This window comes from Pedobacter sp. ISL-64, assembly GCF_018613605.1.
Lineage (GTDB): Bacteria > Bacteroidota > Bacteroidia > Sphingobacteriales > Sphingobacteriaceae > Pedobacter.
Window position 1 is genome coordinate 80,616 of sequence record NZ_JAGGPU010000010.1, and the last position, 22,411, is coordinate 103,026.

Annotated in this window: 20 protein-coding genes; 12 read left to right on the forward strand and 8 right to left on the reverse strand. The window is 37.9% G+C overall.

Annotated features, from left to right (window positions below):
- Positions 1-39: 39 nt before the first annotated feature.
- The gene (mfd, locus tag J7E57_RS14515) at positions 40-3,378 is read right to left on the reverse strand and encodes a transcription-repair coupling factor (protein ID WP_215165163.1); all 3,339 of its coding nucleotides are present in this window, start codon (positions 3,376-3,378) and stop codon (positions 40-42) included.
- A gap of 230 nt (positions 3,379-3,608) precedes the next feature.
- Here mfd and J7E57_RS14520 point away from each other — a divergent pair, with 230 nt between their 5' ends.
- Positions 3,609-3,911, forward strand: coding sequence for a DUF2752 domain-containing protein (locus J7E57_RS14520; RefSeq protein ID WP_215165166.1), 303 nt, complete (start codon positions 3,609-3,611; stop codon positions 3,909-3,911).
- Between the two features lie 5 nt (positions 3,912-3,916).
- Positions 3,917-4,285: a TM2 domain-containing protein gene (locus tag J7E57_RS14525; RefSeq protein ID WP_029274914.1), complete on the forward strand. Its 369-nt coding sequence runs from the start codon at positions 3,917-3,919 to the stop codon at positions 4,283-4,285.
- 150 nt (positions 4,286-4,435) lie between these two features.
- On the opposite strand, the gene J7E57_RS14530 is transcribed toward J7E57_RS14525, so the two are convergent.
- Positions 4,436-4,960: a hypothetical protein gene (locus tag J7E57_RS14530; protein ID WP_215165168.1), complete on the reverse strand. Its 525-nt coding sequence runs from the start codon at positions 4,958-4,960 to the stop codon at positions 4,436-4,438.
- A 109-nt stretch (positions 4,961-5,069) separates the two neighbouring features.
- Between J7E57_RS14530 and J7E57_RS14535 the strand changes: the two genes are divergently transcribed.
- From J7E57_RS14535 to J7E57_RS14545, 3 genes are all read left to right on the forward strand, one after another.
- The gene (locus tag J7E57_RS14535) at positions 5,070-6,167 is read left to right on the forward strand and encodes a Nif3-like dinuclear metal center hexameric protein (RefSeq protein ID WP_215165182.1); all 1,098 of its coding nucleotides are present in this window, start codon (positions 5,070-5,072) and stop codon (positions 6,165-6,167) included.
- Complete coding sequence (locus tag J7E57_RS14540) at positions 6,167-6,910, forward strand: zinc ribbon domain-containing protein (RefSeq protein ID WP_131526651.1); 744 nt, start codon at positions 6,167-6,169, stop codon at positions 6,908-6,910. Before J7E57_RS14535 ends, J7E57_RS14540 begins: the two co-directional genes overlap by 1 nt.
- A 175-nt stretch (positions 6,911-7,085) precedes the next feature.
- The gene (locus J7E57_RS14545) at positions 7,086-8,573 is read left to right on the forward strand and encodes a tetratricopeptide repeat protein (protein ID WP_215165189.1); all 1,488 of its coding nucleotides are present in this window, start codon (positions 7,086-7,088) and stop codon (positions 8,571-8,573) included.
- Here the strand turns inward: J7E57_RS14545 and J7E57_RS14550 are convergent.
- From J7E57_RS14550 to J7E57_RS14560, 3 genes are all read right to left on the reverse strand, one after another.
- The gene (locus J7E57_RS14550) at positions 8,570-9,646 is read right to left on the reverse strand and encodes a 3-oxoacyl-ACP synthase III family protein (RefSeq protein ID WP_215165191.1); all 1,077 of its coding nucleotides are present in this window, start codon (positions 9,644-9,646) and stop codon (positions 8,570-8,572) included. The two genes, J7E57_RS14545 and J7E57_RS14550, sit on opposite strands and share 4 nt — an antisense overlap.
- A 78-nt stretch (positions 9,647-9,724) precedes the next feature.
- On the reverse strand, positions 9,725-10,378 hold the full coding sequence (locus J7E57_RS14555; protein WP_215165193.1) for a response regulator transcription factor: 654 nt from the start codon (positions 10,376-10,378) through the stop codon (positions 9,725-9,727).
- Complete coding sequence (locus J7E57_RS14560) at positions 10,378-12,255, reverse strand: 7TM diverse intracellular signaling domain-containing protein (RefSeq protein WP_215165195.1); 1,878 nt, start codon at positions 12,253-12,255, stop codon at positions 10,378-10,380. Before J7E57_RS14560 ends, J7E57_RS14555 begins: the two co-directional genes overlap by 1 nt.
- A 154-nt stretch (positions 12,256-12,409) precedes the next feature.
- Between J7E57_RS14560 and J7E57_RS14565 the strand changes: the two genes are divergently transcribed.
- The 3 genes from J7E57_RS14565 to J7E57_RS14575 all read left to right on the forward strand — a co-directional run bounded on the left by J7E57_RS14565 (position 12,410) and on the right by J7E57_RS14575 (position 15,158).
- On the forward strand, positions 12,410-13,393 hold the full coding sequence (locus tag J7E57_RS14565; RefSeq protein WP_215165202.1) for a hypothetical protein: 984 nt from the start codon (positions 12,410-12,412) through the stop codon (positions 13,391-13,393).
- A gap of 340 nt (positions 13,394-13,733) precedes the next feature.
- Positions 13,734-14,024 (forward strand): hypothetical protein, encoded by a 291-nt coding sequence (locus J7E57_RS14570; protein WP_215165204.1) that lies wholly within the window; start codon positions 13,734-13,736, stop codon positions 14,022-14,024.
- A gap of 27 nt (positions 14,025-14,051) precedes the next feature.
- Positions 14,052-15,158: a lipid A-modifier LpxR family protein gene (locus tag J7E57_RS14575; protein ID WP_215165207.1), complete on the forward strand. Its 1,107-nt coding sequence runs from the start codon at positions 14,052-14,054 to the stop codon at positions 15,156-15,158.
- Here J7E57_RS14575 and J7E57_RS14580 read toward each other — a convergent pair whose 3' ends face one another.
- The 3 genes from J7E57_RS14580 to rsfS form a co-directional block, all read right to left on the reverse strand.
- Positions 15,159-15,803 (reverse strand): lactate utilization protein C, encoded by a 645-nt coding sequence (locus J7E57_RS14580; RefSeq protein ID WP_215165215.1) that lies wholly within the window; start codon positions 15,801-15,803, stop codon positions 15,159-15,161.
- Between the two features lie 64 nt (positions 15,804-15,867).
- Complete coding sequence (ftsH, locus tag J7E57_RS14585) at positions 15,868-17,883, reverse strand: ATP-dependent zinc metalloprotease FtsH (RefSeq protein ID WP_215165229.1); 2,016 nt, start codon at positions 17,881-17,883, stop codon at positions 15,868-15,870.
- 27 nt (positions 17,884-17,910) lie between these two features.
- Positions 17,911-18,285, reverse strand: coding sequence for a ribosome silencing factor (gene rsfS, locus J7E57_RS14590; RefSeq protein ID WP_057930976.1), 375 nt, complete (start codon positions 18,283-18,285; stop codon positions 17,911-17,913).
- A 44-nt stretch (positions 18,286-18,329) separates the two neighbouring features.
- On the opposite strand from rsfS, the gene J7E57_RS14595 reads away from it, so the two are divergent.
- The 4 genes from J7E57_RS14595 (at position 18,330) to pfkA (ending at position 22,381) form a co-directional block, all read left to right on the forward strand.
- The gene (locus tag J7E57_RS14595; protein ID WP_215165232.1) at positions 18,330-19,106 is read left to right on the forward strand and encodes a biotin--[acetyl-CoA-carboxylase] ligase; all 777 of its coding nucleotides are present in this window, start codon (positions 18,330-18,332) and stop codon (positions 19,104-19,106) included.
- Between the two features lie 7 nt (positions 19,107-19,113).
- Positions 19,114-19,563: a protein-disulfide reductase DsbD domain-containing protein gene (locus tag J7E57_RS14600; protein WP_116250377.1), complete on the forward strand. Its 450-nt coding sequence runs from the start codon at positions 19,114-19,116 to the stop codon at positions 19,561-19,563.
- 150 nt (positions 19,564-19,713) lie between these two features.
- On the forward strand, positions 19,714-21,405 hold the full coding sequence (locus tag J7E57_RS14605) for a protein-disulfide reductase DsbD family protein (RefSeq protein WP_215165234.1): 1,692 nt from the start codon (positions 19,714-19,716) through the stop codon (positions 21,403-21,405).
- Entirely contained in the window at positions 21,398-22,381 is a 984-nt protein-coding gene (gene pfkA / locus J7E57_RS14610) for a 6-phosphofructokinase (RefSeq protein ID WP_215165248.1), read from the forward strand. Before J7E57_RS14605 ends, pfkA begins: the two co-directional genes overlap by 8 nt.
- Positions 22,382-22,411: the final 30 nt, after the last annotated feature.

Consider the following 22,411-nt stretch of genomic DNA (forward strand, 5'->3'; position numbering starts at 1 on the left):
AACGTTAATTGAGTCAATGAACTGACTGAATTAACGTTTTTAATCAATTAGCTCCAAAGTTTGAATCGCTTCTTCAACGGTACTTACATTATCAAAAGCTATCCTCAAAGTGTTTTTTACCTCTTTTAAATTGCACATACGTGGATGATTTTGTGCAAAGGTTAAAATCTTGGTAAAAGTATTCGAATCAAAATAAGCCGATTGTTTATCACTTAAGAAATATCCGCGTAAACTATTTTTCTTGAAGCTGATTTTCTCAAAACCCAATTTTTTGCCCAGCCACTGTAAACGTACTACGCTGAGCATGGTCTTTACCTGTGGTGGAACTGGTCCGAAACGATCGGCTAAATGTTTTTCAAAAATGGCAAGCTCCGCTTCGTTCTCGAGTTTAGAAAGCTCGGTATATAAATTGTAACGCTCGGTAATATTGGTAATGTATGCGTCAGGGATATATAGTTCCAAGTCGGTATCTACCTGCGTAAAGCCTACAAACGGACGGGCAGGTTCATTTTCGAACAGACCTTTAAACTCAGCTTCTTTTAATTCCTGAATAGCCTCATCCAATATCTTGTGGTACATCTCAAACCCGATTTCGGCAATAAAACCACTTTGCTCGGCGCCCAATAAATTACCACTTCCACGAATATCCAGATCGCGCATGGCCACGTTAAAGCCGCTTCCCAAATCAGAAAACTCTTCGATGGCACTTAAACGCTTCCGGGCTTCAGAAGTTAAAGTAGATAATGGCGGCGAAAGCAAATAACAGAAAGCTTTTTTGTTACTCCGTCCTACCCTTCCACGCATTTGGTGCAGATCGCTCAAGCCAAACATGTGTGCGTGGTTAATGATGATGGTATTGGCATTTGGGATATCTAAACCTGCTTCGATAATCGTGGTAGCTACTAAAACATCTTTTTCTCCATTAATAAAATCGAGCATTACATCTTCAAGGGCATCGCCATCCAACTGACCATGCGCGAGGCCAATCCTCGCTTTTGGAACCAATTTCTGAATTAGTCCACCTAACTGCATCAAATCATTAACGCGGTTGTGTACAAAGAAAACCTGGCCACCACGGTCTAATTCGAACTGAACAGCTTCCTGGATCAATTTATCATTAAAAACGTGCAATTCGGTACTCACTGGCTGCCGGTTTGGAGGTGGTGTACTGATGATCGATAAATCCCGGGCGCCCATTAAAGAAAAATGCAGTGTTCTCGGGATCGGAGTCGCGGTAAGTGTTAAAGTATCAACGTTTACCCTTACAGCTTTTAACCTTTCTTTTGCAGTAACGCCAAATTTCTGCTCTTCATCAATAATCATGATGCCGAGATCCTTAAACTTTACATCCTTGCTTAGCAAACGGTGTGTGCCGATCAAAATATCAACCTTACCGGCTGCGGCCTCGGCAAGGGTATCTTTAATCTGTTTACTGGTTTTAAAGCGGTTAATATAATCTACCGTAACGGGAAAATCTTTTAAACGCGAAGAAAAGGTTTTAAAATGCTGTAAGGCTAAAATGGTTGTAGGCACCAAGATCGCCGCCTGTTTGCCTTCTGCTACCGCTTTAAATGCAGCACGCACAGCGATCTCTGTTTTCCCGAAGCCAACATCGCCGCACACCAAACGATCCATTGGGTGTGGCGATTCCATGTCTTTTTTCACATCCTGGGTAGCCTTTAACTGATCGGGGGTATCTTCGTAAATGAAAGAGGCCTCTAATTCGGTTTGTAAATAGCTATCTGGAGAAAAAGCTGTTCCAGCCTGGGTTTTACGTAAAGCATAAAGCTTGATCAAATCCCTGGCGATATCCTTAACTTTTTTTTTAGTAGTTTTTTTTAGCTTGTCCCAGGCATCTGTACCCAGTTTATTCATCTTGGGTACACCACTTTCCTTACCGCTATATTTGGCAATCCGGTTTAGCGAGTTGATGTTTACATAAAGCAGGTCATTATCCGCATAGATTAAACGGATCATTTCCTGGGTCTTGCCGTTTACCTCAACTTTTTCGAGCCCGGCATATTTGCCGATGCCATGGTCGATGTGGGTAACGTAATCGCCAGATTTTAGTTCTCGAAGATCTTTTAGGGTAATGGCCTGACTTTTCTGATAGCCTTTTTTAAGCTTGTATTTATAGTATCGGTCGAAAATCTGGTGATCTGTATAAAATGCCGTCTGGATCTGAGGATCTATAAAACCCTCACGCAGCATGCTGTTGATCGGCGTAAACTTGGCTGTTTTATCAATATCTTCTAAAATGGCATATAAACGTTCGATCTGCTTTGGCGAATCGGTAAAAATAAAATTAACGATCCCAGCCTTTTCATTCTCCTTTAAATTATGAATCAGGAGATTAAAATCTTTGTTAAATGACGGCTGTGGTTTGGTTTCAAACTCAAAACGATTATCCGTTTTATAAAAAAACTGCTTTCCGAATTCTATCAAGGGAAAATCCTGAAGATGATCGCCCAATAATTTTTCGTCTGTAAAGGCAAACTTCGGATCGATCCATTCAGGGTTTTGCGTTTTATCTGCCACAGATAAAGCTTTCCAAAGTTCAACCGCTTTTTTAAAACCCGCTTTAATGATATCAAGGGTAAACTCAACATCCTTAAACCAAAGCTGTGTATCCTGATCAATATAATCGAGAATGCTGATATTGCTTTCAGTTAAAAATTTTGCTTGAACGTTTGGCACGATGGTTAACGATTTAACATCTTCGACCGACAATTGACTTTCAATTTCAAAACTCCTGATACTTTCTACCTCATCACCAAAAAATTCGATACGGTAAGGAAGATCAGATGAGAAAGAAAATATATCTACAATACCGCCACGGATAGAAAATTGGCCTGGTTCGTAAACAAAATCCCTTCTGTCGAAATCGTAATCAATTAAAAATTCATTGATAAAATCGATGCCCAACTTGGCCCCCAAACTAATTTCTAGCGTATTTTTTTCTAAGGCAGAACGATCTATTACCTTTTCGGCGATGGCTTCGGGATAAGAAACCACAATTTTTCCGTATTCCGAATCGTGGTTCAGTTCGTTCAAAACCTCTGCACGGGCCAAAACGTTGGCCGTATCTACTTGTGTAAAATCAAATGATTTACGGTAAGAGGAAGGGAACAATAAAACCTGCTTATCCAAAACGCTTTCCAGGTCAGACTGAAAATAAGCAGCCTCTTCCCGATCTGGCAAAACGAACAGTATGGGTTTATGTAATATAAAATAAGAAGAGAGGGCAACAATAGCATCGGCAGAACCCACCAATCCCTTTAATTGTATCTTTGGGTTTTTGCTGCTGTTCAACGCTTTGGTAAATTGGGTTACCCTATCGTCGGTTTTGTATCGGTTTATTAAATCGCGAATGTTCAAGGCACAAAAATAAGCTTATCTTTTAATATTAACCTGCAATTTGTGTAAAGGTTTTTTTAACTATTTTTGGCTGGGTTACGGTATTGAAAAACAAAAAACAAAATAAATAAGATCTTTTGTTAGATTCCATTACTCGTTTTGTCGAAATATATTCCCCATTCGTCGATTACAGGCAAATTGATGTAACAAAGGTGGTGTTATAACCTCTAAATTATATAAAAAGTGAAACAATGAAGTACATTAAAAGCTTTCCACTAGAACTTTTCTTCTGGGTAGCGGCTTTAGTATTACTGGCAACAGCGAATAGCCACGAACATCACTTCACACTTTGTCCGCTAGCCAATTTGGGCTTTGAAGACTGGTGTCCGGGATGTGGTATAGGCAGGTCAATCAGTCATATTTTACATGGCGAATTTACCGAAAGCTTTTCCGAACATTGGTTTGGGTTTCCGGCACTTTTGATTATAATTTATAGAATTTACACATTGATAAAAAATAAAAATAAGTTTAAAATTTCAACCACAAATATATAGAAACCATGGATATATTTCAATCACCTCTGATGTCGTTACCAGGCATAACGCCAGAAGAATTTTCATACTTACAACAGGCAACAACCGGATTAACCGAACAACAGTTGCGTAATTTCTTAATGGTTTACAGCAGCAAAAGAAAAAATCCATCAGACATGCTAATTTTTTGTCTAATCGGTTTATTCGCTGTTCCGGGCTTGCAAAGGTTTATCATTGGCCAGATCGGGATGGGTATTTTGTACCTGTTAACCGCAGGCTTATGTTTTATCGGATCGATCATCGATGTAGTAAACCACAAAACCCTGGCTTTTGAACATAACCAGAAAATGGTTTTCGAAAGCTTACAGATGGTAAGAATGGGCGGGTTTCAGTAAGCCTTCATTTTTTAATAGGATTAATATTTTTTGGAAAGCAAAGACAGAACAATTAACAATGTTCGCCCCGCCTTACACGACAAGTCCGCACCCGATTAAAATCGGGTTTGCGGGCTTTTTGTTTCTATAAGTATAGATTGCAATAAACAGCTAAAACCTCACACCTCCACGAATGGATAGAAAGCTAGTATTTTGCGTAATTTGAATTCCTACCTTCACATAGGTACTAAGTTCTGGAATAAAATGATAATTCAACCCAAAGTCGAATTCTCCAAAAGTTGAGCTCTTTTTTCTTCCCAGCTCATTTTTTAGAAAACTTTGACCTAATTTAAAATTAAAAAGTGGACTCAGCTTTTTTTGATCCGCTAAAAGCTCAACATCTAAGCTAGGAGCCACTCCATTGGCGTTGTTTAATTTGAGGTAGCTTAAACCAATACCAACAAATAAAAAACGATTAAGAATGAGGCCGTTAACCAAGTTGATTTCATTACCCCCTCCTTTGCCTGTCAAGAAATCGACAGTATAAGGTTCTACTTTGTCATATCTTATGAGTTGCGAGCCATAATAGAGATGACTAAATTCTGCTTTGGCGCTGTATTTAACCTGACCATAGCTATTGCAAGCTACTAGAGTAAATAATAATAAGAAAGAAATTTTAAGGACTTTTATTTTCATCAATTGAGGGCGTTATCTAATTTAAATCACGAATTTAATCATTGAAAACATTCTGCCAAGTTTAAATTTTCATTTTTAACAAAAACACCATTTTTTCTATCTTTAGAAAATGAAATTAGCTGAAATTACAAATTATTTAGAAAGCATAGCACCACTTAATTACCAGGAAGATTACGACAACTCTGGTTTAATTGTAGGTGATCCGAATATGGAAATACATGCTGCTTTGGTGGCTTTAGATTGTGTAGAAAAGATTGTGGATGAAGCGATTTCGACAGGCTGCAACCTGATTATTACCCACCATCCAATAGTTTTTAAGGGCTTAAAAAAACTCAACGGCAAAAATTATGTTGAGCGGGTGGTGTTAAAGGCGATCAGGAATAACATTGCGCTTTATGCCATTCATACCAATCTCGATAGTATCCATACCGGTGTAAATGCGAGGATTTGTGAGCGTTTGGGCTTAACAGGAACCAAAGTGCTTTCACCAAAAACAGGCCTTTTAAAAAAACTGGTTACCTATTGCCCGCAAGCACAGGCGGAGCAATTGCGCTCGGCATTATTTTATGCTGGAGCAGGCAATATTGGTAATTATAGCGAATGCAGTTTCAATGCAGATGGTTTTGGTACATTTAAGGGTAACGAAGATTCAGATCCTTTTGTGGGCGAAAAAGGTGTCCGTCATCGCGAATCAGAGGTACGCATTGAAATGGTTTATCCAACACAAGCCGAACGCAAAATTTTGGTTGCTTTATTCGAAAACCACCCTTACGAAGAGGTCGCTTACGATATTTACAAACTCGAAAACAAGCACCAATTGGTGGGCTCAGGCATGGTAGGCTGGTTGGAATACGATATGGATGCCTATGATTTTTTACATTTGGTAAAAGATAGAATGCAGGCCAAAGTGGTTAGGCACACCGAGGTAATTGGCAAAAGAATTAAAAAAGTGGCGGTTTGCGGCGGCTCAGGAAGCTTCCTGTTAAAAGAGGCCATTGCTGCCGGAGCAGATGCTTTTATTACCGCAGATTTTAAATATCACGAGTTTTTTGATGCGGAGGAAAAATTGATCATTGCCGACATCGGACACTTTGAAACTGAACAATTTACCTCAAATTTATTGCTTGAAATTATTCAGAAAAAATTTACTAACTTTGCAATCCGTTTAACGGAGCAAAATACAAACCCCATAAATTACTTGTTTTAATGGAACAAACCGTAGAACAAAAGCTAAAAGCTTTATACGAATTACAAAATATCCACACAAAAATTGATAAGATCCGCCAGGTACGTGGTGAATTACCAATGGAGGTTGCCGATCTTGAGGATGACGTTTTAGGATTAGAAACTAGAATTGCAAAAATCAAAGGTGAACTTGATGATCTGGAGGATTCAATCGTAACCCGTAAAAATACAATTAAAGATGCGCAAGCTGCCATCAAAAGATACGATACTCAATTAAAAGAAGTTAAAAACAACCGTGAATACGATGCTTTAACGAAAGAAATTGAGATTCAAGGTTTAGATATTCAGGTTTCTGAAAAGAAAATTAAAGAACACGGTTTCGAAATCACTTCTAAAACTGAAATCTATGAAGCTGCTAAAGCTGAATTAGATGGCAGAAAGAAAGATTTAGATGTGAAAAAAGGCGAACTTGATGTAATTACTGCCGAAACTGAAAAAGAAGAGCAAGATTTACAAAAGAAAGCTGATAAAGCTGAACCTCAGATTGATGAGCGTTTATTGGTTGCCTACAAACGTTTACGCAAAAATGCGATTAACGGTTTGGCAGTAGTAACGATCGACCGCGATTCTTGCTCTGGTTGTTTTAACCAGATTCCACCTCAACGCCAGTTAGATATCCGTCAACGTAAAAAAATTATCGTTTGCGAACATTGTGGCCGTATTTTGGTTGATGAGGCTTTAACTCACGAAGTAGCAGAAGCTTAATTCGCATCATAAAATTATTAGAACGTCCCGATATCATCGGGACGTTTTTTGTTTAGACCTATTTTCTGGCGTTTACACAAAACAAGAATATGATTTTAGCGTTTAATGTAGATATTTGTTTAAATGTGAACTACTGTTGCTATTAGCGCAGAATCAAACTGAAATATATTCCCGAATGACTAAAATCTTCCCTGTTTTTGCGTTTTCTGCTCTTCTCCTGCTTCCAGCGTCTTTATTTGCAAATTTCGATTTTAACAACAATTGCTTAAATGCCTATAAAAGTATATTCGAACTTAAGTTAGGCAATGCAAGGGCTTATATCTCTACTGAAAAAAAGCAGCACCCCAATAATTCCATTATTCCGCTTTTAGAGAACTATGTAGATTATTTTACGGTTTTAACTTCTGAGAGCAAAGCTGATTTTGATCGCTTAAAAGGCAATAAATCTATACGATTGGATCAAATAAGTGATGATGATAAAAATTCGCCGTACTACCTGTATGCACAGGCAGAAATTAATTTGCAATGGGCGCTGATCCGCGGGCGTTTTGGTGAATATTTTAATGCTGCAATGGAGGTTAAAAAGGCTAACAGCCTTTTGCAGGAGAACAATAAGAAGTTCCCAAACTTTCACCTTAACCTTAAAGGTTTGGGTTTGATTAATGCGGTTTTGGGCAATCTTCCGGATGGGGCATTAAAAACGGCATTATCTACCTTTGGAATCAAAGGAAACCTCCAGAATGGACTGAATATGTTCGAAAAACTGGCCGATAATCTACCGAAATCTTCCTACGAGCCTTTTTACGAAGAAGTGGTGTTTTATTATGCCTATGTATTAACAGATGTGGCGCATAGCCCACAGGCCTATGCAAAAACAATAAAATATACCGAACGGATTGCTGATACCAGTTTATTAAAAAGTTATTTACAGAGTTATGTATGCATCAAAAACGGGCATAGTGAAGAAGCTATCGCCATTTTGGCCAAGCGGCCTGAAGGAGGCGTGTATCAGCCTTTTCCTTATTTAGATTACCTGGAAGGTATTGCGCACCTGAATAAACTGGATCTTAATTCAGGAACCTATTTTAACCGCTTTTTGCAGGCAACCAAGGGCGTAAATTTTGTGAAGGATGCTTATCTTCATTTGGGGTGGATCGCCCTGCTGAAAGGAGATAAAGCGGCTTACGCGGCGTTTGCAGCCAAGGCAGTTAAAAACGGATATGCTTACATGGAAAAAGACAAACAGGCGAAAGCTGAAGCTGCTTCAGGAACGCCAACAATTGATCTGTTAAAAGCCCGGTTACTGTTTGATGGTGGTTATTTGAACAGGGCCTTACAGATCCTTGATGATAAGAAAGTAAAGGATTACACTAATGATAAGGACAAAACAGAATTCAATTACCGATTAGGTAGGATTTATGATGATTTAGGGAAAGACGACCAAGCATTAACAGCTTATCAGGAGACAATTAATGAAGGCAAAAACCTAAAATATTATTTTGCTGCCAATGCAGCAGTGCAGATGGGTAAAGTTTACGAAAGAAGGAGAAATAACGCGAAAGCGAAAGAGGCTTTCAATACAGCCATTGCCATGAAAAATCATGAATTTGAAAGCAGTATTGAAAGCCAGGCCAGGGCCGGATTAAAACGGTTAGCGAATTAGAAGCGGTGTATAAAGGCATTAATGTGCATCCCTGCTCCTACTGAAGCAAAAACAGCTACATCGCCGGGTTTAACTTTATAACCTTTAACTTCGCCTTTTAATACCAGGTCTAATAAGGTTGGTACGGTGGCAACTGAACTGTTTCCTAGCCATGAAATCGTCATCGGGACTAAGTTTTCTGGCACTGTCTCTTTACCATAAAGCTTAAACAAACGTTTCATGATAGCCGTATCCATTTTTCCGTTAGCCTGGTGAACAAATACGATATTTATATCTTCAACGCTTAAGCCTGCTTTATCAATGGCCTTTTTAATCACCTGAGGCACCTGAACTACCGCAAACTCGTACAGCTTACGCCCATTCATTTTTAAATAGAGGTTTCCATTGGTTTCATCGGGGTGAGCGCTCTTGCCCATGGTTAATAAATTGCCATGGTTTACGGCATGCGTTTCTGTCTTATGTGCCAGTATTCCTCTTTTTTCTTCTGATTTTTCTGCCTCGAAAATTACGGCGCCTGCACCATCCGAAAAGATCATGCTATCACGGTCGTGCGGATCGATAATACGGCTTAAGGTTTCTGCGCCTATAACCATAACGCGTTTTGCATCACCACTTTTAATATAATAATCTGCCTGTATTGCACCCTGAACCCATCCAGGGCAACCAAAAATGATGTCGTAGGCAACGCAGTCTGGATTTTCAATGCCTAGTTGTTGTTTTACCTTTGAAGCTAAAGACGGCAAAATGTCAATGCGGTTGCTACCCAAAGGGATGTCGCCAAAATTATGACAAAATATAATATAGTCTAATGTTTCTTTATCTATACCTGCATTTTCAATGGCTTTTTCTGCAGCCTTTGCGCCAATATGATTGCTTAACTGCTCAGGGCAGGCGTAGCGCCTTTCTACAATCTCCGTAATTTCAGAGAATTTATTAATGATCTCCGAATTCTCTTTCTCCAATAGATTCCCATTCTCAAAAAACGTAGAATTTAGGAATTCACTACCAGAAATAATATTCTGTGGGATATAACTTCCAGTACCGGTTATTACCGTATTTATTGATCTGCTCATAATTATAATACCGCATACTAAAACGGTATGTAGTATAAAAATATCAATTATATTCGAGAAACGAAAATAAATTAAATATTAACGGAGCTTATTTTCAATTGCGAATTTTAATAATCCTGCTTTTCCGGTTATGTTGAGCTTTTGCGCCATATTTTTACGATGCGTATCAACAGTGTTTAAAGCTATAAATAATTTTTGAGCAATTTGCTGTGAAGTATAGTCGTCACTGATCAATTTCAATATTTCCATTTCCCGGGCGGTTAAATTATGACTTTTTTGGAAATGATCGCCATCGTTAAATGGCGATGATGCAGGGCTATCAGATTTTATTTTTTGAAAATATTTTTCTCCCTGTTGTATGCCCGTTATAATTTTAAATAATGTATCCGCATCGGTATCCTTTTGAATAAAAGCCTTTACGCCTATGCCCTCGAGCTTGGCAGATAATTTGGTTGTATAATACATGGATAAGACCATTATTTTTACAGATGGGAATAGCTGACTCACTTTTTCGGAGGCTATTTCTCCATCTAGAACAGGCATGTTTAAATCGAGTATTAAAACATCCGGCAGCTGATGATTAAGTAGGTGCAAAATTTCTTTTCCATTTGCAGCCATTCCAATTACCTTAAAGTTTGACTGCTCAGAAAGGATTGCTGATAGCCCTTCAGCAAATAGTTTATGATCATCGGCAATCATAATCGTTATGGGTCTCTGTTGAATCGTGTCCATTATTTTAGCGGAATATCAATAGTTGTTGTTGTACCGTTTTGATTACTGTCTACCTGGATTTTACCGTTAAGATAATTTACCCTCGATAGAATATTTTGGATACCTAAACCCTTTTTATCTTTATCGGGATTAAAACCAATGCCGTTATCTTCGGCCATAATGCTAATTCTTTCATCAAAAGATAAAATCTGTATAGTTGCTTTTGAGGCAAAAGAATGCCTGATGATGTTATTTACCAGTTCGTTAACAATCCGGTATATGGTAATCTCCATTCCACTTTCAATAGGGTGTTCAACCTGGAAAACAAATTCGAATGCAATTTTACCAGAATGGTTTAAAGTTCTAAAATGTTCGTTCAGCGTTTCGATCAAACCAAACTGTTCAAAGTTTTTTGGCATTAAATTGTGCGATATTTCCCTTAAATCGGCACATGCCTTTTCGATCATGCCAATAGTTTGATCGTAAAATACGCGTTCGTTTTCTGTAAGTTTTAAAACCTTGTGCTGAAAAGCGGTGACGTTTAACTTAATAATCGATAGTGTACCGCCCAAATCATCATGTAAATCACGCGCTAAGCGAGTGCGTTCATCTTCCTGTGCATTGAAAATACCATCTGCCATGTCTACCTGATGTTTGCTCTTTTCTTCGAGCAGAATTTCTTTTTCTTTTTTTAGAAAGTTATAACGTTGTGTTAAAGCAAATGAAAGGAAGATAATTTCGGCCGTTAAACCCACCACTAAGCCATTTGGTTTTAGCAGGTTAAAATTGGTTAAGCCTAGCGTATTGAAAACATAGTTAAAAACGCCAAATAACAACATCACGGTTGCGATAAAATAGTACCAGCCCAGTTTATATCCCGCCCTGATCCTTTCCACTACACAAATAATAATCACGATTACAGTGAGCAGTGCCAGAAAGTTATTGATATAAAAAACCGTTTTTTCGAGGATGATAAACGATTTGAACAGCATAATCACGGGGATAATTGACATGGTCCAGCAGAACCGTTTATAATAGTTGGTAAAACGGTACAAGCGGCTGTTGGATCGATTCTGGTTGACAAACAGTTGCATCACCTGGATTAATAAGCCACAGCTGAGCGATGCCATAATTAGCCGCATATAATCCTGAAGGCCCGGTAAATTTGGGTAGAACCATTGGAAAGCCAATCCTTCTTCTTCCAGGATAAAAATGAGGGTACAAAAAATGTAAATCGCATAATATAGGTGGATGTTATCCCTTACTGAAGCATACAATAACAGGTTAAATATCACCGCAAAAACAAAGATTCCGGTGTAAAACCCAAACAAAGTATGCTGTGGAATTTCGGCCTGAATAATATCAACATCACGTCCGATAGACATCGGCATGTACATGTTCTGCCCGCGTTTATCAGCCCACAAATAAAAAGTAGCTTTTTCATGAGGGGCAAGCACCACGGGGTAAATAAAGCTTCTGTTGTGGTAAGGGCGCTGCTTGAAAGGGAAATGATCTCCTGTTAAACCCAGCGGATGTATTTTTCCATTTTCATCAACCTTAAATAGCTGAAGCTGGTTAATGCTCGAACTTTGCTCCTTAAACATTAAGTGAACAGATTGATTTAGTGTGTTTTCGATATCTAAAGCAACCCAGTAGTAAGATTGAGTGTAACCCTTACTAAAAACTTTGCCAGGTTTTAGTGGGGTGAGTTTATTGGCTTGCTTATATTTTACAATGGAATCGATGCTTAGGTTTAAATTTTTGTCCTCATAGAAATAACCGTGTTCACTGATATTGAATTTTTTGGCCGTATCGATTAAAATTGGATTGCCCTGCTGCGCAAAGCATACCATGAACGGATGTAGGAAAAATAAAAATAGCAAGAAAACTTTATTCATTGATGAGCGAATTAGCGGTAATGTTTAAACCTAAGGTAACAGTCAATATTTCATAAATATAGTAGATTAACTGCTTACTAAATATACCGAGTAAAGGGTATATAAACCTCCTAACCGATCGGTTATTTTTACGGTGAATTAAACGAACTTAAAAATGAAAAATTTCTTAACTATTGTTGTGCTCCTGTTTATGGTACAGGTAGCCAATGCACAATCGCATGTATCCCGTAGCGAATATGCGCGGTATAATTGCAGGTTTGCACCTAAAGGATCTAATAATGCTGAAGGCAAATTGATGTGCCCGGCGTGTGCAAAAGAAGATGAAGATGCCAGAAAGAAAAAAGCAGCAGAGGAAAAAGCAGCTTTAGCAGCTGCAAAGATTAAAGCTGTCAGATTGAAGGCAGAGAATGAAATTGCATTTAAAAAGAAGCAGGAAGAAATTACCAAAAAGAACAAAGTAACGGAGGTATCAGTTACGATGGGTAAGATACCAGTCGCTGCTGCCAAAAAGCCTGACAAACAGGAGAAGAAAGGGGTAACTAAACCAACTAAAGATGTATTGTTTTTTGCTGATTATGCTGGTTCAATGTCGATGAATTATAACCGTATAAATTTCTTTTTAAATGAAAATGGCGATACTATATTAAAAAGCAATGACTATTATGGAACATTTGCGGTTTCGGGAGAAAATAAGAACAATTTCCCTAAAAATATAGGTGTTGTACTCTTTAAGCAAGAGAATAACTTATCTAATGGCAAGACCATAAAAATTGCCGATCTGGTTGATATGAAGGGAAAAAGATACTTTAATGATAATACCATTAGCACGATTTTCCACTTGGTTGATGATTATTTTGTAGTGTGTAGAAGTAAGGATTATGGAGAAGATTCTAGCTGGGGATACAATTACAGGAGATATCAGGAGGTTGAAATTTACAACCTTAAAACAAAGAAAAAGATAAATTTTGATAAGGATCACCGCTATGTTGAGATTTATGTGGCTTTTGACCATAAAAAGTTGGAAGATGAAGGATTGAAACCCTTGCTTATGAGAAGATATAACAATTATAGCGAAGATGTGTATTGCTTAAATAATGCAGGTGAACTTGTGGTTAAAAATTATCAGAAAACCAGATAATCAAGTTATTCTTTCTGTTTGTAGCTGGCCAATCTTTCGGCCAAAGTGAAGCGAAAGGTACCGATATTATCGGGCAGTCATTTGTAACCAAAACCAATATTTCTGTAAAGGTTTACAATCCTTTGAGCAAAAAAATAAACAAAGATTTTTCTTTTTTGCTTAATGATGGAACTAAGTTTTATATATACGAAATTTGATAGCGGATACATTGTTTCAGTTTGGAATTATAAATCGACTCCGAAAAAAAATGATTTTTACAAAATGTTACCTGTTTTGAAAGAAAGTCAGATAGTTTGCCAGTAAGCGAGAAAATAAATTTTGGGATATCTGCAGGTGTTAAATGGCAACATGTAATACTGTATATTCTGCCAGTAATTTGTTGGGAGGCATATCTGTAGGTGGTGTTAAAGTAGATAAAGACAATTCTGCCTCAGCAATTTCATTGTCTGCTGGATATATGTACCAATATGATAAATTTCAGATTGGTATATTTACTGTACTCGACTTTATAGATAAGTCGAGTACAGTAAACTGGGGTTATCAAGGTAAGCCTTGGGTAGGATTTGCTATAGGTATGAGTTTATTTGGCGAAAGCAAAACATCAGCATCAGGAGATCAAACTCAGTTATAAATACTATCATTACAATTAATGTCTCTTATGAAAACAGTTATTTTTGCCTTATTATCGGTATTCTTTCTCATTAATAACGCCAATGCTCAAGGAAATGATGAATCAATCCACCGCCTTGGTATTGTTGCTAATCAGGACTATTTTTTGAAATTTGTTAAACCAGGACTAAATCAGGATCGAAATTATACCATGGGTGCCGCTTTGCCTGTTTTTCAGTACGCGAAAATGGGCGAGAAAGGATGGGTATATGCTCCTCATCGGTTTTTGGCCAAATCTATTTTAGGAAAATCGGCAGGCAATTATAAACTCACAGATGCGACAGTTATGCTCGCGAATACTACATTTACGCCGCTCTATCTTGGTAACCTACATGATCCTGAGAGCGAATATAAACGTAAAAATGATCGGCCTTTTTCAAGTTTGAATTTTATTGGAACAAACTTTGGCGTACAAAAAGATTCGGGGAATGAGTTATTGTCAGTCGGAATAAATGTTGGTGCTATAGGATTGGATGTATCTAAGGCATTTCAGACAACCGTCCACAGAGGTCATTGGTTTGGTACAGTAGCCGACATTCCTTATGGCTGGGAAGATCAGATATCGGAAGGAGGCGAACCCACATTGTTGGTGTCTGGAAAATACGATTGGTTAATTGTTGGAAAATCAGATGGCTCAGGCAATAATAAAGGCAATTTTCAACTTAGTGCAAACACCGAGGTACGCTTAGGTTATTATGTAAATGGCAGTGCGGGTATAAATACCAGAATAGGCTTGTTAGATAAAAGAAACTGGGGAATGAATACGCTGCCGCTCAGTAGTGGTTACAGCATCCTTTCTCCGCAAAAAAATCCGTTTGAGTTATTTTTTATGGGTGGGGTAAAAGGAAACGGCTGGCTCTACAATGCATTATTGATGGGGCAATTTAGGCAGAGTCCCTATGCGCTGAGTTTTAAGCAGTTTAATAAATTCACTATGGAATGGAATTTAGGTGTTGGTACCAAAATACCATTCTGCAAAAACAGGGCAATCAGAGCGTCAGTAATGGCTGTTGGGCGTTCACCCGAGTTTAGTACGGTTAAAGCGTTCGAGCGATGGCACTCCTGGGCCGATCTACAGCTTTATTACGAATGGTAATTAACTAAAATCATCAATCAGAAACACAAAAAGCTCTTTAGGTCCGTGCGCGCCTAAAACCAAAGTTTTTTCGATATCGGCAGTTCTGCTTGGGCCTGTAATGTTGCTGATCATTGATGGGATTTTATTGCCATACTTGTTCTTCAATAACAGAAAAGCATCTTTAAGATCTAAAACCAACTGACTGGTTTTGGCGATTACAATGTGATGATGTGGAAAGATGCTAAGCCTTCTTCCTGCAGCACCCTGGTTAGTTACCATTACACTTCCATTACGGGCGATTAAGGCTTCGCAAAGGGTAATGCCTACCTCGGCTTGTTCAAAATCTTTATCGGTTTGGTAAAAAGGAAATTCATATTTGCTTAAAAAATGTTGAAGTTCTGGTTCCCAGCAGTATATTTTCCGCCATTTAAACTTATCAGCCAGCTGCAGCATGTTTTCAAAAAAATCGATCCCGTCTTCACAGAAGATAAAGTTGCCAGATACCGCGGTGAGCTGTTCGGCAAATAATACCTCTAGCTCATCTGTATTTTTTTTATACAATGCACTTTCTTCTAAATTAGGATAAGGGTTTTCGCGCTTCTCTAATAGTGCTTTCCTTATCTTTTTTAGTATTTGTTCTTTCGCTGTCGTATTATCCTTCATTATAAAAAAAAGCTACCCTAATAATTAAACTAGGGTAGCAAATGTAATAATAGAAATTATTTATTTATGCTTCTACCGGAGTAATATGTCCGGGAGTTCCGCTTTCTCCTTGGTTTTCGAATAATCGTTTACCAAAAATCACTTCTAAATCGTCTTTAAATAAAACTTCTTTTTCAATCAGGATATCAGCCAATTGGATCAATTTATCTTTATTTTCTTCTAATAAACTTATTGCTCTTTGGTATTGGCCTTCAATTAATGCCGAAATTTCTTTGTCGATAGTTAAAGCGGTATCCTCTGAATATGGTTTAGAGAAATTATACTCATTCTGACCAGATGAATCATAATAAGTAATGTTTCCTAATTTATCGTTCAAACCATAAATGGTAACCATTGCTCTGGCTTGTTTGTTCACTTTCTCTAAATCGCTAAGTGCACCGGTAGAAATGGTATCAAACATCACTTTTTCAGCTGCTCTACCCCCCATAGTTGCACACATTTCATCAAGCATTTGGTGAGGGCGAACAATTAAGCGTTCTTCAGGCAAATACCAGGCTGCACCTAAGCTCTGTCCGCGTGGCACAATCGTAACCTTAACTAAAGGCGCCGCATGTTCTAACAACCAGCTTACTGTGGCGTGACCAGCCTCGTGTATCGCAATAGCGCGTTTTTCGGCTGGTGTAATGATTTTGTTTTTCTTTTCTAAACCACCTACAATTCTATCAACAGCATCTAAGAAATCTTGCTTATCAACTGCCGATTTATTTTTACGGGCAGCAATTAATGCCGCTTCGTTACAAACATTTGCAATGTCTGCTCCTGAGAACCCAGGCGTTTGTTTTGCTAAAAATTCGGTATCAAGCTCTTCTGATTTTTTAAGCGGGGTGATGTGAACTTCGAAAATTTGTTTACGCTCGATAACATCCGGTAAATCAACATAAATCTGTCTGTCGAATCTACCTGCTCTTAATAATGCCTTATCTAATACATCAGCACGGTTAGTGGCAGCTAAGATAATAACGTGTGTATTAGTGCCAAAACCATCCATTTCAACTAAAAGTTGATTTAAGGTGTTTTCGCGTTCATCATTTCCACCCATTACACCGTTTTTACCACGGGCACGGCCAATAGCGTCAATCTCATCAATAAAGATGATACATGGCGATTTATCTTTTGCTTGTTTAAATAAGTCGCGAACACGAGATGCACCTACCCCTACAAACATCTCCACAAAATCAGATCCTGATAGAGAGAAGAAAGGAACCTGAGCCTCGCCTGCAACAGCTTTAGCCAACAAGGTTTTACCGGTACCCGGCGAACCTACAAGTAAAGCACCTTTAGGAATTTTTCCACCTAAATCGGTATATTTTTTAGGGTTTTTTAGGAAATCTACAATTTCCATTACCTCTGTTTTTGCTTCTTCTAAACCTGCAACATCGTTGAACGTAATGTTTACCTGGCTTTCTTTATCAAATAGAGTTGCTTTTGATTTTCCGATACTGAAAATCTGACCGCCACCGCCAGCACCACCGCCCATTCTGCGCATCATAAAGATCCAGAAACCAATTAAAAGCAACACAGGTAAAATGATACTTAAGAACCAGCTTGCTAACGGATTGCTGCGACTGGTTTTTTCCGCCAATACCCTTGGTTGGTTAGCAGGAAGATCTTTTTGCGAATCGGCAAGTTGTTTGTCAAGGCCATCCATCGTACCGGCATTGAAATATACAACAGGGCTAGCTGTGTTATTTACACTAAAAGTGTTATTACTTTTATATGCATCGTATAATGGTTTTTTTAGGCTATCTTTTTTGATGTAAACCTCTACACGGACTAAATCGTCTGATTTATAGGCAACAACTTTCTGAACATCACCTTTAAGTAACATCTGTTGTTCAAACTTTTGATAGGTAACCTCTTTACCGCCATCGGTAGTAAATAAAAACTGTGCGGCTATAATCGCAATGATAATGGCTGCATAAACCCAGAAAATATTAAATTTTGATCCTTTTTGTGGTTTTTTAGGAATATTTGGAATTCTTTTTCCTTGTTTTTCGTTGGTATTTTGATTGTCGTTCATTTGTCTTTGTCAAAATGGTTCTATAGGTTATGCGCTTTGATAATTTGTGCTTTCTGCATCTCCCCAAAGTTCTTCTATGCCATAAAAGTGGCGCTTTTCGGTTTTAAAAATGTGCACAACCACATCGAAATAATCAAGAATAATCCAATCTGCTGATTCAAAACCTTCTTTATGTCTTGGATCGGCCTGAGTGGCTTTGTATATTTCTTTTTCTACACTATCAGCAATAGCTTTTACCTGAGTACCGGAGTTGGCGCTCGCAATAATAAAGTAATCAGCCACTGAGGTATGAATATTTCTAAGATCTAACCGCACTATATCTTCTCCTTTTTTCTCCTGTATGCCGTGAACAGCTAACTCAGAAAGGTATGTAGAAAGGGCTACTATTTTCTTTTTTACCATTAAAATGCTTTAATTTTGGAATTACAATATTATAAATTCAACACTTGCAAAATAACACTTTTTCGACACTATTTGTTGGTCAAAATTTAATCAAATTAAAAGAAGTTGATTCTACTAATAACTTTTTAAAAGATTTGGTGTCAAAATCCGAGCCATTAGCCGAAGGGACTGTAATTATGGCAGATAATCAGTTTGCCGGAAGAGGACAGCAGGAAAGCGTTTGGCAAACACAGGCAGGGAAAAATATAAGTACGAGCATTTATTTAAAACCTTCTTTTTTGCCCCTTAATAAACAGTTTTACTTAAATATGGCCGTTAGTTTAGCCGTTAGTGATGCTTTATCTTGCTTTGTACCGGAAGGGATAAAAGTAAAATGGCCTAATGATATGTATTACCAAAATAAGAAATTAGGCGGAATATTAATCGAAAATACACTGACAGGCAATTCTATTAAATCATCAGTAATTGGCATTGGTTTAAATATTAATCAATCCGAATTTTCGGATAGTATTAGCCAACGTGCTACTTCCGTCATTCAAATTTTACAAAGAGATGTGTCTTTAATGGATATTATGGATAAATTATTCATATTTATGGAAAAATACTACTTAATTTTGAGGACCGGGAAATATAGTATTTTACAAAATAATTACCTTTCAAGGCTTTATAACTTTAACATTCCGGCGTTATATATGCAAAATGGAGCGTTTTTTGAAGGTACTATAATAGGAGTTGAAGATGATGGTAGGCTAACGGTTGATACAAAGAACGGCTTAAAAGTCTTTAATTTTAAAGAAATAGAATTTACACACACAAAATAAACACACAATGAAAAAAATCACCCTAGTGCTTTCGATGGTACTTTTTACCATCGCAGGTGCATTTGCCCAAATCGAAAAACCGGTTACCTGGGCTTATTCTGCAAAGAAAATAAGTAAAGATGAAGCCGTTATATATTTAAAGGCTACAATCGAAGACAGGTGGCATATCTATTCGCAAAATGTGAAAGACGGTGGTCCGGTAAAAACTACATTTACTTTTGCCCCTTCTAAAGATTTTAGTCTGGTTGGTAAAACAATCGAGCCCAAAGCAATTGTTAAATACGAAAGTACATTTAAAATGAATGTAAGTTATTTCGAAAAAGCAGTAATTTTCCAGCAAAAGGTGAAATTAAATAAGGGTACAACTGCTGTTAAAGGAAAAGTTGAGTTTATGGTTTGTAACGATAAACAATGTCTTCCGCCAGAAGAAGTTGAGTTCAGTGTTCCGGTTAAATAGTTGACATCAAAATATTTACAAGCAGTCCCGAATTTTCGGGACTGTTTCTTTTTAAAGTAAAATCTACGTGGAGTATTGGTTTAAAAAAAATCGTTTCTAAAATTATTCTTAATTTCACGGTTTCAAAAAATACACACACAAAACACACAAATGAAAAAGGTTTTATTATTGTTGTTAATGGCTACAATGTTTATTGCATTGCCAGCCCTTAAGAGTTATGCCCTGGTAACCCAGGATACCACAACAACTGCTCCTCCCGATGATATTGTTTTTACCGAAGTAGGTTCTGCACAGGATAGTGCAGCCAATAGCCAGGTAAAAACGGAAAAAGATACCCTAAAAAAGGATACAGCCAAAGTAGAAAAAGCTGCGGTAGCTGGTAAGGATGCACCGAAACAATCGCTTTGGGTAACCTTTGGTTTAGGCCTTTTGGCCGGTATTGCCGCTTTTTTTCTTCCATGTATTTTTCCTATGGTTCCGCTTACTGTTGGTTTTTTTACCAAAAGAGCCGAAAGCAGAGCAAAAGGAATCAGAAGTGCCATTATTTACGGCTTATCGATCATTGTAATTTATGTTGGTTTAGGCGTAATTATTACCTTGATCTGGGGCGCCAGCGCATTAAATGAAATATCTACCGATGGATTTTTTAATATTTTCATCTTTCTTATACTCATTGTTTTCGGCGTATCGTTTTTAGGTGCATTCGAAATTACCCTGCCAAGTTCCTTTGTAAATAAACTTGACGCAAAATCGGATGCTAAAGGTTTAAGCGGGATCTTTTTCATGGCAGCAACCTTAGCGGTTGTTTCCTTCTCTTGCACGGGTCCACTGATCGGAACTTCTTTAGTTGCCATTAATACCGATTTGCTAACACCTGTTGTGGTAATGTTTGGTTTCTCATTATCGCTAGCGGTAATTTTTACCATGTTTGCCATTTTCCCTAGTTTAATGACGGGACTGCCAAAATCTGGCGGCTGGTTAAACTCCATTAAAGTTTTTCTTGGCTTTTTAGAGCTGGGCTTATCTTTAAAATTCCTTTCAACAGCCGATTTGGCTTATCACTGGGGCATATTGGATAGAGAGATTTTCTTGGCCATTTGGATTGTACTCGCGTTAATCTTAGGCGTTTATTTATTGGGAAAAATCAAATTTTCTCACGATAGTGATCTTCCTTATGTTTCAGTGCCAAGGTTATTTATTGCAACCGCCACTTTCGTGTTTGCAATATATTTAATTCCGGGCTTATGGGGAGCTCCTTTAAAAGCCGTAAGTGCGCTGGTACCTCCGCTTTCTACTCAGGATTTTGTGATAGGACAAGATAGTGGTAATGGATCAAACCAAACAACAACCGGCCATGCTAAACGTAAATATGCTGAATTCCTGCACATTCCGCATAATATTGATGGATTTTTTGATTACCAGGAAGCGTTGGCTTATGCAAAGGAGGTAAAAAAACCGTTATTCCTTGATTTTACAGGCCATGGCTGTGTAAATTGCCGCGAAATGGAGGCAAGAGTTTGGTCTGACCCGAGAGTGCTTAAAAAATTGAAAGAAGACTATATTGTTGTGTCGCTTTACACGGATGATAAAACTGATTTACCAGTTGCTGAACAATTTGATTCTAAAATTTTAGGCACAAAAGTGAATACGGTTGGTAAAAAATTTAAACATTTGCAGGCCGAAAGATTTAATACCATTTCGCAACCATATTATGTACTTTTGGGTACTGATGAAAAAGAATTAGTTTCGCCTCCTATCGGAGTAGAATTTAATATAGATAAATATTTGCAATATCTGGACAATGGATTATCAGAATTTGCTAAGAAACAAACAAATGAATAAGATTAAGAATATTGGCGTTTTAACCTCTGGCGGAGATTCGCCAGGCATGAATGCCGCAATCAGGGCCGTAGTAAGAGCCTCAATTTATTATGATATTGAAGTAACCGGGTTTATCCGTGGGTACGAAGGGTTGATCAACAATGATTTTATCCCTATGGACCGCAAATCTGTAGCAAATATTATTCAGCGCGGAGGAACCATTTTAAAAACCGCACGCAGCGAAGCTTTTAAAACCGTTGAGGGCAGAAAAAAAGCTTACGAAAGCCTAAAAGCCAATGGAATTGATGCCTTGGTTGTAATTGGTGGTGATGGAACATTTACAGGCGCAAATATTTTTTCAAAAGAGTTCGATTTCCCAATTGTTGGTTTGCCTGGCACTATTGATAACGATTTAGCCGGAACAGATTTTACCATTGGTTACGACTCTGCCATTAATACTGTTATCGACGCAGTAGATAAAATCAGAGATACAGCCGAATCGCACGACAGACTTTTCATTGTTGAAGTAATGGGGCGCGACTCGGGATTAATTGCTTTAAGAAGCGGAATTGGCGTTGGTGCCGAAGCCATTATGATTCCGGAAGCTAACATGAATGCGAATGACATTTTGCATAAACTGGAGCATAGCCGTAAAGATAAGGCCTCGAAAATTATTATTGTTGCTGAAGGTGACGATACTGGTGGCGCATTTAAGGTTGGCGAAATTTTGCAGGAAAAATACCCGCATTACGATACTAAAGTTTCAGTTTTAGGACACATTCAGCGTGGTGGAAAACCAACCTGCATGGATCGTGTATTGGCGAGTAGATTAGGTGTTGCTGCTGTAGAGGGTTTAATTAATGGCGAAAGCGGCGTAATGGCTGGCCAGATCAACCGTGAAATTGTTTTTACACCTTTTGATCATGCCATTAAACACATCAATGCTGAAAAAGTGAGCTCTAAATGGCTTAAGCTAATCGACATTCTTTCGTTTTAATCGAAAAACAGGATATAAAAAGAAAAGTCT